Source organism: Sphingomonas sp. GW821-FHT10F11, from assembly GCF_058809095.1.
Genome location: NZ_JBXASH010000008.1, coordinates 64,689 through 79,226 on the forward strand (window position 1 = coordinate 64,689; position 14,538 = coordinate 79,226).

16 protein-coding genes and 1 pseudogene are annotated in these 14,538 nt (G+C 67.3%); 6 read left to right on the forward strand and 11 right to left on the reverse strand.

The genetic code is table 11. The features are described 5' to 3' along the window. The first annotated feature begins 56 nt into the window (after positions 1 to 56). A complete protein-coding gene (locus AC1RT8_RS20110; RefSeq protein ID WP_493077779.1) occupies positions 57 to 770 on the forward strand; it encodes a CPBP family intramembrane glutamic endopeptidase, BDIM_20840 family in 714 nt (237 codons plus the stop codon). A 67-nt stretch (positions 771 to 837) separates the two neighbouring features. Here the strand turns inward: AC1RT8_RS20110 and AC1RT8_RS20115 are convergent, their stop codons facing one another. Continuing rightward, positions 838 to 1,671, reverse strand: coding sequence for a methyltransferase domain-containing protein (locus AC1RT8_RS20115; protein ID WP_493077781.1), 834 nt, complete (start codon positions 1,669 to 1,671; stop codon positions 838 to 840). A 159-nt stretch (positions 1,672 to 1,830) separates the two neighbouring features. Here AC1RT8_RS20115 and AC1RT8_RS20120 point away from each other — a divergent pair, with 159 nt between their 5' ends. Next, complete coding sequence (locus tag AC1RT8_RS20120; protein WP_493077783.1) at positions 1,831 to 2,232, forward strand: hypothetical protein; 402 nt, start codon at positions 1,831 to 1,833, stop codon at positions 2,230 to 2,232. 11 nt (positions 2,233 to 2,243) lie between these two features. Here the strand turns inward: AC1RT8_RS20120 and AC1RT8_RS20125 are convergent, their stop codons facing one another. Genes AC1RT8_RS20125 through AC1RT8_RS20135 form a run of 3 tightly spaced genes read right to left on the reverse strand, consistent with a single transcriptional unit; the run spans position 2,244 to position 3,503 of the window. Further along, the gene (locus AC1RT8_RS20125) at positions 2,244 to 2,492 is read right to left on the reverse strand and encodes a toxin-antitoxin system YwqK family antitoxin (RefSeq protein WP_493077785.1); all 249 of its coding nucleotides are present in this window, start codon (positions 2,490 to 2,492) and stop codon (positions 2,244 to 2,246) included. 1 nt (position 2,493) lies between these two features. Continuing rightward, the gene (locus tag AC1RT8_RS20130) at positions 2,494 to 2,826 is read right to left on the reverse strand and encodes an ArsR/SmtB family transcription factor (protein ID WP_493077786.1); all 333 of its coding nucleotides are present in this window, start codon (positions 2,824 to 2,826) and stop codon (positions 2,494 to 2,496) included. Beyond that, a complete protein-coding gene (locus AC1RT8_RS20135; protein ID WP_493077788.1) occupies positions 2,826 to 3,503 on the reverse strand; it encodes an SRPBCC family protein in 678 nt (225 codons plus the stop codon). The genes AC1RT8_RS20130 and AC1RT8_RS20135 overlap by 1 nt, the downstream gene beginning before the upstream one ends. A gap of 162 nt (positions 3,504 to 3,665) precedes the next feature. Between AC1RT8_RS20135 and AC1RT8_RS20140 the strand changes: the two genes are divergently transcribed. Further along, on the forward strand, positions 3,666 to 4,901 hold the full coding sequence (locus tag AC1RT8_RS20140; RefSeq protein WP_493077789.1) for a diguanylate cyclase domain-containing protein: 1,236 nt from the start codon (positions 3,666 to 3,668) through the stop codon (positions 4,899 to 4,901). Between the two features lie 82 nt (positions 4,902 to 4,983). Here the strand turns inward: AC1RT8_RS20140 and AC1RT8_RS20145 are convergent, their stop codons facing one another. Further along, positions 4,984 to 5,979, reverse strand: coding sequence for a UbiA family prenyltransferase (locus AC1RT8_RS20145; RefSeq protein ID WP_493077791.1), 996 nt, complete (start codon positions 5,977 to 5,979; stop codon positions 4,984 to 4,986). Positions 5,980 to 6,121: 142 nt separating this feature from the next. On the opposite strand from AC1RT8_RS20145, the gene AC1RT8_RS20150 reads away from it, so the two are divergent. Together AC1RT8_RS20150 and AC1RT8_RS20155 are read left to right on the forward strand one after the other, a co-directional pair. Beyond that, positions 6,122 to 7,342, forward strand: a complete 1,221-nt coding sequence (locus AC1RT8_RS20150) for a glycosyltransferase family 4 protein (RefSeq protein ID WP_493077793.1) — start codon at positions 6,122 to 6,124, stop codon at positions 7,340 to 7,342. An 82-nt stretch (positions 7,343 to 7,424) separates the two neighbouring features. Then, a complete protein-coding gene (locus tag AC1RT8_RS20155) occupies positions 7,425 to 8,480 on the forward strand; it encodes a cupin-like domain-containing protein (RefSeq protein ID WP_493078022.1) in 1,056 nt (351 codons plus the stop codon). A 58-nt stretch (positions 8,481 to 8,538) separates the two neighbouring features. On the opposite strand, the gene AC1RT8_RS20160 is transcribed toward AC1RT8_RS20155, so the two are convergent. Together AC1RT8_RS20160 and AC1RT8_RS20165 are read right to left on the reverse strand one after the other, a co-directional pair. Further along, a complete protein-coding gene (locus AC1RT8_RS20160; RefSeq protein WP_493077794.1) occupies positions 8,539 to 9,441 on the reverse strand; it encodes a sulfotransferase in 903 nt (300 codons plus the stop codon). After that, positions 9,438 to 10,457, reverse strand: coding sequence for a hypothetical protein (locus tag AC1RT8_RS20165; protein WP_493077796.1), 1,020 nt, complete (start codon positions 10,455 to 10,457; stop codon positions 9,438 to 9,440). The genes AC1RT8_RS20160 and AC1RT8_RS20165 overlap by 4 nt, the downstream gene beginning before the upstream one ends. A 158-nt stretch (positions 10,458 to 10,615) precedes the next feature. On the opposite strand from AC1RT8_RS20165, the gene AC1RT8_RS20170 reads away from it, so the two are divergent. Further along, complete coding sequence (locus tag AC1RT8_RS20170) at positions 10,616 to 11,341, forward strand: class I SAM-dependent methyltransferase (RefSeq protein WP_493077798.1); 726 nt, start codon at positions 10,616 to 10,618, stop codon at positions 11,339 to 11,341. Here AC1RT8_RS20170 and AC1RT8_RS20175 read toward each other — a convergent pair. The 4 genes and pseudogenes from AC1RT8_RS20175 to AC1RT8_RS20190 all read right to left on the reverse strand — a co-directional run bounded on the left by AC1RT8_RS20175 (position 11,338) and on the right by AC1RT8_RS20190 (position 14,535). Next, positions 11,338 to 11,511 (reverse strand): Trm112 family protein, encoded by a 174-nt coding sequence (locus AC1RT8_RS20175; RefSeq protein ID WP_372850685.1) that lies wholly within the window; start codon positions 11,509 to 11,511, stop codon positions 11,338 to 11,340. The genes AC1RT8_RS20170 and AC1RT8_RS20175 overlap by 4 nt on opposite strands. Positions 11,512 to 11,540: 29 nt before the next feature. After that, positions 11,541 to 12,593, reverse strand: a pseudogene (locus tag AC1RT8_RS20180) (ABC transporter ATP-binding protein); the annotation flags it as partial. A gap of 233 nt (positions 12,594 to 12,826) precedes the next feature. Further along, positions 12,827 to 13,648 (reverse strand): ABC transporter permease, encoded by an 822-nt coding sequence (locus tag AC1RT8_RS20185; RefSeq protein WP_493077800.1) that lies wholly within the window; start codon positions 13,646 to 13,648, stop codon positions 12,827 to 12,829. Positions 13,649 to 13,689: 41 nt separating this feature from the next. Then, positions 13,690 to 14,535 (reverse strand): phytanoyl-CoA dioxygenase family protein, encoded by an 846-nt coding sequence (locus AC1RT8_RS20190; protein WP_493077802.1) that lies wholly within the window; start codon positions 14,533 to 14,535, stop codon positions 13,690 to 13,692. Positions 14,536 to 14,538: the final 3 nt, after the last annotated feature.

A 14,538-nucleotide genomic window follows, 5' to 3' on the forward strand; every position in this document is an offset into this window, starting at 1 on the left:
TTGAGAAGCGCACGGTGTCGGCTATGGTCGCCCGTCGCGATGGGGTCTGGTCTGCAATGAACGGCGTAATCGGCATCGCGGGGGTGTTGGCCCTGCTTCTTCTGGTGGGTACCGCGATCGGCCTGATCGATCGCCGGAACTTCTCCCTGCGCTGGCTGCTGATCGCGGGCGGGCTGGTGCTGCTCAACGACCTCCTGCTGACGCGGGCCTATGGCCTTTTTCCGGACGTCTTGCCGGGAAGCTGGAACTGGCAGGGCAAGATCCTCGCGCTCGCCGCGACGCTGGGCATTGCCGCGCTGCCGGCCTTTGGCTGGCGTCCGGCTGGCCTCACCTTCGCGCAAGCGAAAGGCAGCCTGAAGAGCTGCATCCCGGTCGTCTTGCTTTACTGCCTGTTCTTCGTGGCGATCGCACGGCTCTTCCCGAGCGACTCCGCCTCGCCTGAAACGATCGCCTTCCAGCTCACCATGCCCGGCTTCGAAGAGGAGCCCTTTTACCGCGGCATCCTGCTGCTCGCGCTCGACCGGGCCTTTGCCGGGCGAGTCCGGTTTCTCGGCGTGGACTGGGGCTGGGGCGCGATCCTTTCCTGCGTGCTGTTCGGGCTGGCACATGCCTTCGGCTATTCGAGCGACGGATTCTCCTTCGATTCCGTAACGATGGCGCTGACCGCCATACCGTCCTTGCTCGCGGTCTGGCTCAGGCTGCGGACGGGCAGCATCCTGCTCCCGGTTCTGCTCCACAATTTCGGCAACTCCATCTCGCTGCTTCTCTAACGATTCCAGCCAGATCCCATATTCCGCAGATCCCTCAAGAAAAGGGGTCGGAGTGATGTATGATAAATCACTCCGACCCCTTTTTTACGAAGCTGAACACGCCGTAGCGCATCGCGCCGGTGCGATAGGCCAGCATCAGCCGCGGCACGCTGAGCGCGAACAGACGGTTGCGGGCGCCGAACACGAGACGGCGCAGGTCGCGATCCCCCGCCACGCCGCGCACCAGCCGCCCCAGGCAGATGGCCCAGGTCCGCGCGACCGAGCGGCTGACATCCTCGAACCCCGCGCACTCGAACCCCGCGGCCCCGGCCATCGCGCGATACTCGGCCTCGCTCCCCATCGAGGGCAGGCTGCCTTCGCGGCAGATCGGCTCGAGCAGGTGCCGCACCTCCCACGCCGACGGCGCCTCCTTCGCCAGCCAGGCGCACACCACCAGCCGCCCGCCCGGCTTCAGCACCCGCCACGCCTCGGCGAAGAAGCGCGGCTTGTCGGTCATGTGCTCCGAGCTCTCGATCGCATAGGCCCCGTCCGCCGACACCGCCTCCAGGCCATTGTCCAGCCAGTCGCGGCACAGCAAGGTCACGCCTCCGGCCGCCGGCGCCTGCGCGACCTGCTCCGCCGACAGGGTGAAGCCGATAACGATCGCCCCGCGCCCGGCAAAGCGCCGCGCCGTCGCGCCGTACCCGCAGCCGATATCGACCAGCCGGTCGCCCCTGCCGAAGCCGAGCCGCGCGCCGACCAGGTCGCTCAGCGCCTCGACCGCATCCCGCGGGCTCTCCCGACCGCTGCGCCACAGCCCGTGATGGACATGCTCGCCCCAGAGCCGCCGATAGATCGGGTCGAGTTCGTCATAATGATCGGCGACGGCCGCGCTGCTCTGGGAGGTCCGGGGATGGATCATGCGAGCCTCCGCCAAGGGAGGCCATGGTCTATGGGGCCGGGGCGCGCGGCACAATGGCTGCGGCCCACTACCGTCATAACGAACGCAAGCCGCATTGCCCCCGCCCGCCGCATGGCTATGCTCGGACGATCGAGGCGATCCAGTTCCGGGAGAGACGGCGTGCCACGTTCGATGACCTTCGTCGCCGCCGCGATACTGGCGCTCTGCTCCGCCGAGGCATGGGCCTGCGACATGCCGCCCATGCCGGTCGAGTTCGTACGGGGGTCGACGGTGCTGAAAGACGATGGGGGGTATTTCCTGGCTGGCACAGCCGAGACGTGGAAGCTCTTCGGCCGCCGCGACAACGCCATCCGCCTCGTCGTCTACAATAGCGGAGCCTCCTCCCCGGCCTTGTGGGAAGCCAGGATCGCTGCCGCCCGGGCCGAGCTGGCCGCGAACAAGGTGCCGGCACGCAATATCGAACTCGTCCGCGTGAAGACGCAGGGCGGCATGCTCGCCGGCAAGTGGATCGGCCGCACCACCAAGATGACGGTCGAACTCGCCAAGGGCTGCGGCCGCTGAGGAAAGCGCCATCATGAGCGGCGTTCCCCGGCATCGTCCGCCGCTAGTTTCATTCGCGTGACCTTGTACACCGCGCCGGCGGAATCATAGGTCGTCCATTCCCCGGCCTGTTCGCCGTTCCGGAAATGGCCGGAGCGCATGAGGGTGCCATCCTTGCGGAACCATTCCCAATAGCCGGTCGGCACGTCGTCGACCTTCTGGCCGCGCGCCCAGAGGCTGCCGTCGCGGTGGCGCTTCTCGTACGGGACCGGCGAGGCCACCCTAAAGCTCCCCCCGCTGCTTCCGGCCGCGCGCCACCTCGGTCGCCAGTGCTTCCAGCTTCGGCGCCCAGAAGCTGCGGAAGCGGGCGAGCCAGGCGTCGACCTCTTCCATCGGCGCCGCGTCGACTGCGTAGATCCGCCGCGCGCCCTCCACCCGCACCGCCGCGAAGCCGCTGTCGCGCAGCACCTTCAGATGCTGCGACACCGCCGATTGGGTGATGCCGAATTCGGCGCGCACCACCTCGGTCATGTCGCCGGACGAGCGCTCGCCCTCCGCCAGCAGCTCGAGCAGCCGGCGGCGGACGGGATCGCCCAGGACGTCGAACGCATGCATCAGCCGCCCTCTCCCCCGCCCTCGCCATGATCGTGACCGCCCTCGCCGCAATAAAAGGCAGCGGTCCGCCCCGCCATGCCGTGCGCGACCTCGTCCGCCTCGCCCCCGGCAATATGCGCCGCGGCCCAGGCATCCGCGCTCGCGCGCATAAAGGCCTTGCCCTCGTCGGACGCAGTCCAGCCATGCGCTGCCTCCAGGTCCACCTGCGCGCCGCCCGAGACGATATGCATGCCCAGCCCCATGAAGCTGAGGTCCCACCCGACCCCGACCGCGCCCGGCCCGAACTTCTGCCAGAATTCATCGTCGTCGGATTTGGGGAAGATATGCTCGAGCGTCAGCCGCGTCCCCTCTCTCTCGCCCGCAAGCCGCACCGCCACCCAGCTGGTCGCCCCGGCGAATTCCCAGCTCAGGTCGAGCGCGTGCGGCGCGTCGCAGCGCAGGATGGTGCCCCCGGCATTGCCGATCAGCTGATAGCGCCCGCCCAGCTTCAGATCGCCCTCGATCGGCAGGAACCAGCGCGGCAGCCGCTCGGCGCTGGTCATCGCATCCCACAGGTCGGCGGGGTCAGTCGGATAGGTGCGCGCGGCGACCGCGACGCGGACGGGCTGCCCCTCCCGCTCGCGCTCCTCATAACCGCGGAATTCGGCCCCGATGGCGTTGCTGTTGATCTCTGACATAAGAATCGGCCTCCTCTCGAATGCGAGGAAATGTGACAGCATGGGCTTATATAAGCAATATCTAATATAATCCCATGCTCCGCCCCCGTGCCGAGGAGACCTGCAAAAATACCGATTGCCCCGATACGGTTCTATTAACCGGACCCTTGCTAGAGTGCGGTCATGGACAACCCGAACAAGCAGGGGCGCAGCGAAGATCGCCGTGCACGCGCGGGCACGTCGCCGCAGGGGCGGCGGCAACGCACCCTGTTGCCGGACGTGGTCTATCGCGAGCTGGTCGACATGCTGTTCAGCATGACCCTGCCGGTCGTCGCGATGGGCGTGGTGGTCGCCGGCGTGGGCACGCTGATCGCGCTGCAGTGGCATGATCCCGTGGTGATCGGCCTGACGGCGGCGGTCGTGGCCGTCACCGCGGCGCGGCTGATCGTCCTGCTCGGCTATCGGCGGCACGGCCCGGCGACGATGGACATGGCCGCCATCCGCACCTGGGAACGGCGCTATGCGATCGGCAATTATGCCTTTGCGGGGCTGCTCGGCCTGCTCAACGCCCGCATGCTGATGTTCCATTATCCGATCGTGCACATGATCACCGTCAGCCTGGTGTTCGGCTTCGGCGCGGGCGTGGTCTCGCGCATCGCGATCCGGCCGCGGATCTGCGTGACCAGCCTGTTGCTGGCGGTGGTGCCGACCGCGACGGCGCTGGGCCTGCATGCCTTCATGACCAACAACAGCCCGCTCCACGCTCAGCTCTTCGGGGTCGAGGCGCTGCTGGTGGCGACCACCGCCGCGCTCAGCCTGCAGAGCGTCCGCCATCTCTACCGATCGATGGTGAAGCATCTCACCGCCGAGCACGACCTGTCGCTGCTGGCGAAGCGCGATGCGCTGACCGACCTGCCCAACCGCCTGCTGCTGCGCGAGCGCTTCCAGGCGAATCTCGCGACCGTCGCGCAGGGCGGCGGCCGGCTGGCGCTGCACTGCCTCGATCTCGACGGGTTCAAGCCGGTCAACGACGTGTACGGCCACCCCGCGGGGGACGCAGTGCTGCGCGAGGTGGCGCGGCGGCTAACGGCGGCGGTGCGCGCCGACGACACGATCGCGCGGATCGGCGGGGACGAGTTCGTCGTGGTGCAGGCGGGCCTGGAGCATGACAGCGAAGCGGAGATGCTCGCCCGCCGGATCATCAAGCAGCTCAGCCAGCCCTATGAGATCGACGGCAAGACCATCCGGATTGCCGCCAGCGTGGGCATCGCCCTGGCGCCGGACCAGGGGATGGACCTGGAACGCCTGATCGGCTGCGCCGACCGCGCGCTGTACCAGGCCAAGCGCGCCGGCAAGGGCCAGTTGCGCTTCGGCGGGGCGGAGGCGCCGGCGGGCGGGTTGCGCGAGGTGGCTGCATAACGCGCCGTGGCGACCGCCGCGCGATCGTCCCCGCAAGTCGTGTCAGCCCCGCCCGGCAGAATGGGCCACGAGCGGACCTTCCCTATCGATGGATGCGGCGCGGCAGCAGCTTCCAGGCGTCGCTGATCACCTGACTCAGCCGGCCGGGGAACAGGATGCAGTGTACCGCCAACACGATCCAGTCGGCCGGATGCGCCAGCGCCGAGGCGGCCAGCAGCGAGACGGGCAGGAACACCTCATAATAGCCGTTGAGCAGGATCAGCTGGCGTGGGCGCGGCTGGACGATCGCGGCGTGCATCTGGAACCGTTCGAGCTTGAAGATCACCAGGAAGGCATAGAGCACCAGGGCGATGAACGGGATGCGATCGTCGAGCAGCCAGAGCAGGGCAAACAGCGCCGCATATTCCAGCGGGAACGCCACGCATGACCCGATCGCCCGCGCCCACCGCCCGCCATGCCGCTGGACGAAGGTGCGGACATGGGCGATCCGGTCGGCCTCCTCATCGCTCAACTGGTGCCACAGGATGCCGCGCACCCCGAACGCGCCGGCCCATAACCCGATCAGCCCGACCCAGACGGGATCGGGCGTCGCGCCGCCTGCGCGAAACGCCAGCAACGCCGCGACCAGCGCCGGGAAGAGATGCGCGCCGCTCGCATCGGCCATCACGCCGAACAGGCCGCGCGTCTTCAAGCGCAGCGGCGGCAGCGAATAGGCGCTGAAGGCGCACCAGGCCCCGCCATAGGTCGCGAGCAGCAGCGGATCGCCGCGCCAGCGCCACGCCATGGCGATGCCGATCAGCACGGGCACGGCGATCAGCAGGCCGATCACCACGGCCGACCGCCCCTCGGTCCGGTTCGGTTTGCCCGCCCGCCTGTCCTCGTCACGGTCCGTAAGGTCGTTGATCACGCTGACATAGACGGCGCCCGGGGCGATCGCGACCAGCAACTCGAGCGCCATCGGCCAGGCGGCGGCAATCGACGCGTGGCGATAGGCCAGGGTCGCGTAGAACACGCCGAGGATCGGGAGCAGCTTATATTCCCACCACTCGGTCGCCCGGATGATTTCCCCGATCCGCACCTGATTCATCCCCCCTGGTTCGGGCGATCATCGCCGATAAATCGCCCCCGCATAACCATCTTGTTTGGAAAATAGTGAGATTTTCCATTGACGGAGCAAAGGGGCGGCGTGGTAGCGAGACCCGCAACAAGGGGACGCGATTTTGAAGAGTGCCGATCCGCGCCATATTGCCTTCGTCAGCTGCAATGAAACGCATTGGGGCGGCAGCGAGGAACTATGGGGCGCAGCAGCCGCCGAACTGGCGCAGCGGGGCCACCGCATCTCGGTCGCCAAGCCGAACCTGCCGAAGGGCGAGCCGGCGATCAAGCGGCTGCACGATGCGAAGTGCAAGCTGCACGATCTCGCCAAATTCCCGCTGCTGCCCAAGAAACTCTACGGCATCTTCTCGCTGATCAGCCGCGCCGCCGGGTTGAGCTGGCAGCTGGTGCGCCTCGACGTCGCGCTGCGTTTCTCCCGTCCCGACCTGGTGATCCTGTCGCAGGGCGGCAATTGGGACGGCTTCCTCTATGCCGGCGTGCTGCGGCGGCTGGGCATTCCCTATGCGCTGATCTGCCAGAAGGCGACCGAGCTCTACTGGCCGTCGGACTGGATGCGCGCGCGGTGCAAGGCGATGTATGCCGGGGCGCAGGGCGCCTATTTCGTCTCGCACCACAACCACCGGCTCACCGAAGAGCAGATGGGCATGGCGATTCCCAATGCCGAGGTGGTGCGCAATCCGTTCCTCACCGCCTGGGACGCGCCCCTCCCCTGGCCCGAGGTCGGCGACGGGCTGAAGCTTGCCTGTGTCGGCCGCTTCTTCCCGATGGAGAAGGGGCAGGACATGCTGCTCCGCGTGATGGCGCTGCCCAAATGGCGCGAACGCGACGTTCACGTCTCCTTCTTCGGGGCGGGCGACCGGGCCGAGGGGCTGAAGGAGATGGCCGCGTTTCACGGGCTGGACAATATCACCTTCCCCGGCTTCGTCCGCAACGTGCCGGGCGGGATCTGGGGCCGGCACCACGCCCTGATCCTGCCGACCCGCGCGGAAGGCCTGCCGCTGGTGGTGGTCGAGACGATGATGGCCGGGCGCGTGACGATCACGACCGATGTCGCGGGCAGCGCCGAGGTCTGTACCGACGGCGAGACCGGCTTCATCGCCGCCGCGCCGACCGAGGCGGCGATCGACGAGGCGATGGAGCGCGCCTGGGCCGCACGGGCGGACTGGCCGGCGATCGGCGCTGCCGCAGCCGCCAGCATCCGCACCCAGGTGCCGCCCTGCCCCGCGAGCGCCTTTGCCGATATCGTCCTGCGCCTGATCGACGGAAGCACCGTGCCGGCCGAGGCCGCACAGCCTGTCGAGGAATTCGCCAAGGCCGCGGAGTGAAAACGACGTCCGACCAGGCCAGGCAAAGTCCACATCCAGCATAGGGAGCCACGGCATCACGCAAGAGGTCCCATCACGCGATATCGCCGATCTCGACGCCGCGCGTTTTCACGGGGAGGTCGTGGCGGCGGCGACGCCTGTCATCTTGCGGGGCCTGGTCGCTGACTGGCCAGTGACGGCCGCGGCGCTGGACGGCAACGCAGCGCTGGCGACATTCCTGCAGCGCAATGACGGCGGCAGCCCGGTAACCTTGAAGGTGAAGCCCCGCACCGGGCATGGCCGGTTCAGCTATGACCATGGCCTGCAGACCTTCGATTTCAGCACGGCGGAGATGACCGTCAGCGCAGTGCTGGACAGGCTGATATCGGCGGCAGCGCAGGACGATGGCGACTATCTCGCGGCCCAGGCCGGGCTGGCGGAACAGGCAATGCCGGGTTTCACCGCGACCAACCCGATGCCGCTACTGCCGGATTCGGTCACGCCCCGGCTGTGGCTGGGCAATGCGGTGACGGTGCCGGCGCATCACGACTGGATGGACAATATCGTCTGTGTCGTTGCCGGCCGGCGGCGGTTCACCGTGTTTCCGCCCGACCAGGTCGCCAACCTGTATCTGGGTCCATATCGAACGACCGCCAGTTCAGCCGTCAGCGTCGTGGATTTCGACGAGCCCGACTTCGTGCTTTATCCGCGCTTCGCCGACGCGATGGAGACGGCGTTCATCGCGGATCTCGGCCCTGGCGACGCCCTCTACCTTCCGGCCCTGTGGTTTCATCATGTCCGCTCCATCGAGCGCGTGAACATGATGATCAATTACTGGTGGCGCGCACCAACCGCCCATCATTTACCGGCAATACCCGCGCTGTTTCACGCGATGCTGGCGATCAAGCACCTCCCCGAGCCGCAGCGGGACGCCTGGCGAGCGCTCTTCGATCACTATGCCTTTGCGAAGGACGGGCCGCCGGGCATGCACCTGCCGCCCGAACAACGCGGCATACAAGGGGAAATAGGCGCCGAAATCCTCGGAAGCTATACCGATGTCATCACCCGCTCTCTCGAAAAGCCGGCGCTTCCCCGCGAGGAACGGCGCGAGGGACTGGCGGGACGACTGCTTCGCCGCCTTGGCGCGCGGCGCCATTGAGTCTTTCGACGAACCCTGCTCGACACGAACGGGGTGCTTCATCCGGGCCAGTTACGTTCTAGGGATTCGGATCCGGTTTCAGCCGATGCTCGAACAGATAGTCGCGGGCGAAGGGCGTGTAGATCGGGTCGGCCGCCAGCCCGTCGCAAAGGCCACGCGCTTCTTCGAGCAAGGCGTCGGTGATGATCGTTCCATCGACCGGTTTGGCCGGCGACAGGCGATCGAGCAGCGCGATCAGCGGGGCCAGCCGGTTGTCGAAGACAAGACCGAGATACAGCCGCGCCATCCGTCGGCGAAAGGGCAGGCGCCGGACCAGACGCGCGAACCGCGGATACCAGCGCAACTCGATGGGCGAGAGGGCGCGATTGACCACGGCATCCTCGAAATCGAACGGCGCGACCCCGAGCCGGCGCTCCATCTCGGCACGGAACGCGACCGGATCGCGCGCCAGCAACTCATAGGGCAGCACGATCACCCGGTCGCCGAACCGGGCGCGGTACATCGCGATCGCCTCGTCATAGCGCCAGGGATTCTCGCCGCCCTGCCAGATCTGCGTCTCCAGGTCGTCGGTGCCGCCCACCCGGACATATTGCGAATAGGAAGACAGGATCATCGAGCGGAATCCGCGCGTGACGATCAGCACATGCGCGTCGGGGAAGGTTTCGGCGAGCAGTGCGCAGGCCCGGGATTGACGTTCGCCCAGCGTTCCATCGCCTAGGTGCGATAAATCGATATTCCGCGTCCCGGCATCAGCAAACGGCGACGTAAACGACTCCTGGCTGGTGACACGCCACAGATAACTCGGCTGCGCTACGGCTGCTTCGGCGACTATCGAATACACGCTCCGAAAACCGGCCAAGCCGCCATGGACATAGGCTATCTGCGGATGCGCCGCGAACCAGCGCTGGAGAAAGGTCGAGCCGGTCTTGGGATAGCCGATATGGATCAGGTGACGGGTCACGCCGCGCCCGCCGGCAGCGACCGCGCGAGCGCCTCGATGCAGAAACCGGTGGTCATCTCCTCCGATCCCCAATGGGGTGTGTCCGGATGCGCCGGTGCGAGCGTGCCATCGCGGCGGCGTTCCCGTCCCCCGAAATAGACCGGCGCGCGGGGCCAGCTTCCATCGGCCGTCTGACGAGCGAGCAGCGCCTCGATCAGGCTATCCGGGGGGGACCCGCAATAGAGCCGCGCAGCGATGGACAATGCCAATTCCAACGCATTGGCGGGCGCTGCAGCGTCAAGCTTGGCGAGCAGCAGTTCCCGTGCTTCCGCCGATCGACCTCCGATCGCGCGGGCGAAGAAATACCAGAGCACGAACGGATCATCGTACCATTTGTCGGCATCCGCTTCCGCGTCACGGCGCAGAATCTCGACCAGCCGGGCGACCACGCGCTCATGGCCCGGGAAGTCGCCCAGATAGTGCAGGCAATTGGCGTTAACGCCCGCATCGACATCGCCCGGCGCGGCCGAGGTCTTTTTGAAGAAGAACCACAAGGTCGCCAGATGGCGAAGCTGCGGCAGCGTCACCCGCATATGCGCGGCGCCGGTCCAGCGGGCGCGGGGCATGATCCAGGTCAGGAACATGCCCTCGGCATCGCGGTTCGCCAGCAGCAGCGCCGGATCCGCGACCTCCGCCGATCCTCCCGCGGCAAGCGCCGCCGACACGCAGCAAGTGTCGTCCATGTCGGGCGGCAGCTGGCGGAAGAAAGGGTGGTCCTTCGTCCAGTGTCGCCACAGGCCGTGGCGATCGCGCTGGGTGAGCAGGAATGCCAGTGCGCGCTGCCGCATCGCGTCGGCTTCTGGCGCGAAGGACAGGCACTGTGCGACCAGGGCGGTCGGGAAGATCGACGGGTCGGGCTCGCAATCGCCCGCCATGTCCCGGCGGAGCGAGGTCACCACGCGGAATTCACCGCTTGGCAGTTGCGCGCCGTCGAGAAAGGCCAGGGCCTTGTCCAGCGCCGCTTGCGCCCTCGACATCACAGGGTCCGACCCGTTCCGAACGCTTGCCACGATCGTCATTCCCCCGCGCGCAGGGCCGCACATCTGCGCGCCATCGCCATCATCGGCTGCTTAGCCACTCGCCCTTTGCCTGTCGACGGCTGGACCGCCAACGCCTGAGCGGCTAGCGCCGCATCATGGACGCGGAAACTTTCGGCACTCGCTACGATGCTCTGCTCAAGGAGCCGCGCATGCGCTCGCTGTATCGCGGCAGCGGCTATTTCAACATCGGCTATTGGGAAACAGGCACGACCGACCTGGTGGCCGCCTGTAATCGCCTCGTCGACGAGCTTGCCTCGACCGTCCCCGACGACGCATCCTTCATCCTCGACATCGGCTGCGGCGTCGGCGGCGGGACGCGCCGGCTGACGGATCGCTTTCCCGACGCGCTCGTGCTCGGCGCCAATATATCGCACTGGCAGCTTGCCCAGGCGAAACAGCGCGGGGTGACGGTGGCCGTGATGGATGCCGTCCATCTCCCGCTTGTTTCCGGATCGGTGGATGCGGTGATCGCGGCCGAATCCGCGCAATGCTTCGACACCCGCGCCGACTTCTTCGCGGAAGCGTACCGCGTGCTGCGGCCGGGCGGCACGCTCGCGGTGGCCGACATGCTGTTCCGCGATACCGGCCCGACCGGCAGCTGGATGATCCCGGCCGCCAACCATGTCGACTCGCTCGAGCAATATGGCGCGCTGATCACCGCTGCGGGCTTCGCGCTCGGCTCGGTGCGCGATACCGCCGGCTCCTGCTGGAGGCCGTATTGCGCGGCGATGCGCGGGGTCTTTCCGGGCCGCGAATTCCGGGTCGACGAGATCGAGGCGTCGCTCGCCTTTTACGCGCTCGCCTTCGCGACCAAACCCTAGATCTTGCGCGCCGCCTCGATCAGCAGGACGGGGATGCCGTCGCGGATCGGATAGGCGAGGCCAGCCTCGTCCGAGATCAGTTCGCCCGCGGCCGCATCGTAGCGAAGCGGGGTGCGCGTCGCCGGACAGACGAGCTTGGCGAGCAACGCTTCATTGAAATCAGGCTGCACTAGGAAACTCCCTCGGGCCGATCGCCCGCTTAGCGTTGCTCGCCATGAGGCCCCTCCCATTCGGCGTCCAGCCGCACCAGCTGGTTCACCCAGGCCTGCATGGTCAGAATCGGATCCGGATCCGTCCGCACATCGATATGGCATTCCCGGTTGGACGCGTTCTCGATCGCCAGCGGATACATGGTGGCGGCGTCCAGAAGGCTTGTGCGGACGACGTAGCGCCCGGCGAGGAGCGCCAGGTTCGGCAGGGTACAGCGCAGCACGCCGCGGCCCGCGTCGAGGCGGCGCGCCACCGGATCGGCCGCGCCGCCGATGCAGGTCCAGCGATCCTCGGTCCAGATGCTGAGCGCATAGATCACCTCGCTCGGGATGTCCGCCTCGTAATGGACCGTCACCTCGAGCGGCTGGCCCGTGCGGATATCCCCGCCATCGCCCGATCGGACGCTGACCCCGCCCATGCGCACCGGCCCGTCAGCGGCGAAGTCGCCAAGCTGGTTCGAGTCGGCAAGCGGCCGTTGCTCCAGCATGCTGCTGATCACGTGCGCCACATCGCCTTCATGGACGACATGGCCTCGCTCGATCAGGATCGCGCGGTCGCACACCGTCTGAACCTGCCGCATATTGTGCGACACCAGGAGCAGCGATCCGCCGCCCGAAACGAACTGCCGCATATGGCGGATGCATTTGTGCTGGAACGCCAGATCACCGACCGCCAGCGCTTCATCCACCAGCAAAAGGTCCGGCCCGAGATGCGCCGCGAGCGAATAAGCGAGGCGCGCCTTCATGCCCGAGCTGTAGGACATCAGCGGCGCATCGATGAATTCGGCAAGCTCGGCGAAATCGATCACCACCTCGAGCAGGCGCGCGGTCGCGTCCGGATCCAGGCCGTGCAACGCGGCACCGACCTCGACATTTTCGCGGCCGGTGAGCAAGGGGTTGAAGCCGGTACCCAGCTCGATGATCGCCTCCGACCGGCCGGCGATGCGCACCTGCCCCGCATCGGGCTTCAACAGGCCGTAGATCACGCGCAGCAAGGTGCTCTTGCCCGCGCCGTTGCGGCCGATCACGGCCAGCGCTTCGCCGCGCTTCACCTCGAACGAGAGGTCATCCAGCGCCCAGAACTCGCCGGGCCGCAGGCGATGGGCTGTCGTCTGCCGTCCCGAAAGCTCGCCGGCGATGTCGCGCAGGCCGTAGAACAGGGCCTTTTTGAGATCGCCGCAATATTTCTTGGACAGGTTCGACACCGACAGGGCGGTTCCGCCCTGGTGCGAACCGGTGGCGTGATCGGCGGGAAGGGCTGCGACCTCCATGGTTCTCAGCCCAGCCGGCTGACGACATGCGGCCGCGCCAGCCGGTACCAGAACCAGGCGATGGCCAGCCCGACCAGGGCACTGGCGACGACGACGAAGAAGCCGGCCGACATGTGCCAGCGGCCGAGCAGCCAGGCACGGCTGGCGATGAGGAGCGGCGCGACCGGGTTGAGGTACAGCAGCCCCCGGGCCGGCAAGGGATAGACCACCGGAGTCAGGAAGAACCAGAAGGTCGTCGCCAGCATGACCACCCGTCCGACATCGTCGTACAGCAGCCCGAGCGGGGCCAGCGCCAGCCCGATGGCGAAGCCGAGCAGCACCAGCGCCGCGACGCCGAGCGGGATCAGCAGCATCGTCGGGGCGAGCGGGACCCAATAGACGATGACCAGCATGAGGATCGCGACGCGGACCGCCGCATTGACCATCACCTCCATCACGCCGGCAAGGATGATCGCCTCGTGCGGCACGCGGCTGCGCGTGATCAGCTGTCGCGCTGCGGTCAGATGCTGCAACGGCGCGTTGATCGCATCGATGAAGCATTGCCACAGGATCATGCCGGACAGCACGAACAGGGGGTAAGGCAGCTCGGTCGCCGGGATGGTGATGATCCGCCGCGACTGGATGTAGCTACAGATGAGCGCGGTACCGATCGCCGGCAACAGCAGCCAGAGATAGCCGAGAAAGGTCCGGCGGTGCCGCACCCGGAGATTGCTGCGGAACAATCGCCACGCGATCATACCCGAAGCGCGCAGGTCGGCCATCGCCTTGGCCCCGAACTGGCGCGGCCGGCGCAGTTCGGGGCTCGCGGTGTAGACCATGTCTTCCATGACCGGGCTATGGCGCAACGGGGCGTGCAACGATAGCCGCCCTATCGGCCGATGAGCCGCTGGAACTGTTCCCGCGACACTGCCTGGTTGCGGTTCGGCACGAAGCCAAGGCTTTCCGCCGCACCTGCATTGCCGGCGAGGCGATCAGCCACGGCCTCCATCCCCGCGCCGTCCATCGCGAACAGTTCGAACCGCGTGCCGCCCCCGGCACGGTCCAGCGCATAGGTCACCGCGCGCGCCTCGGTCGGGATGCAGGCGGACGAGATCGCCGGGCGCGGCCAGGGCGAGCGATTGGCGCGCGATCCGTGGATGGTCTTGTAGTCGAAGATCACCGCCTCGCCCGCGCTTAGCGGCAGCGAGACCGACAGCTGAGTGAGGAGATCGCCATAATCGGCGAAGAACGGCCTGACATGCGCCGCCTCGATATTGGGGACGATCCTGTGGCTGCCGGGCAGCAAGGCGAGCGCGCCGTTGCTCTCGTCGACGTCGATCAGGGGGCACCAGACATTGAGCGCGATCTGCTCCATATCAGGCAGCATCGTCCAGTCGCGGTGCATCGACAGCGGCGCGGCGCCGGCCGGCTTCACCAGCAGGCCACCAGTCAGCATGCGATAGCCCGTCAGGACGGAAGCAAGCGCCTCGCCCAGCGCATCCTGCACAAAGGCCCAGGCCGCCTTGCGATAGGCGACGTCCGGATCGAGCAGGCTGACATGATAGGCATGGTCGAGCGTCGAGCTATTGGGCGTGAAGTCGAGCGCCGGCCTGATCGCCGGCAGCTCAGCGGCAAGCGCCGCCGCCCTCTCCGGCGAGAGCAGGCGAACGACCGCATAGCCGTTCCGGTCGAAGTCGCGCTGCCCGTCGAGATCGGCAAAGATGCTTCCCGTCATCGC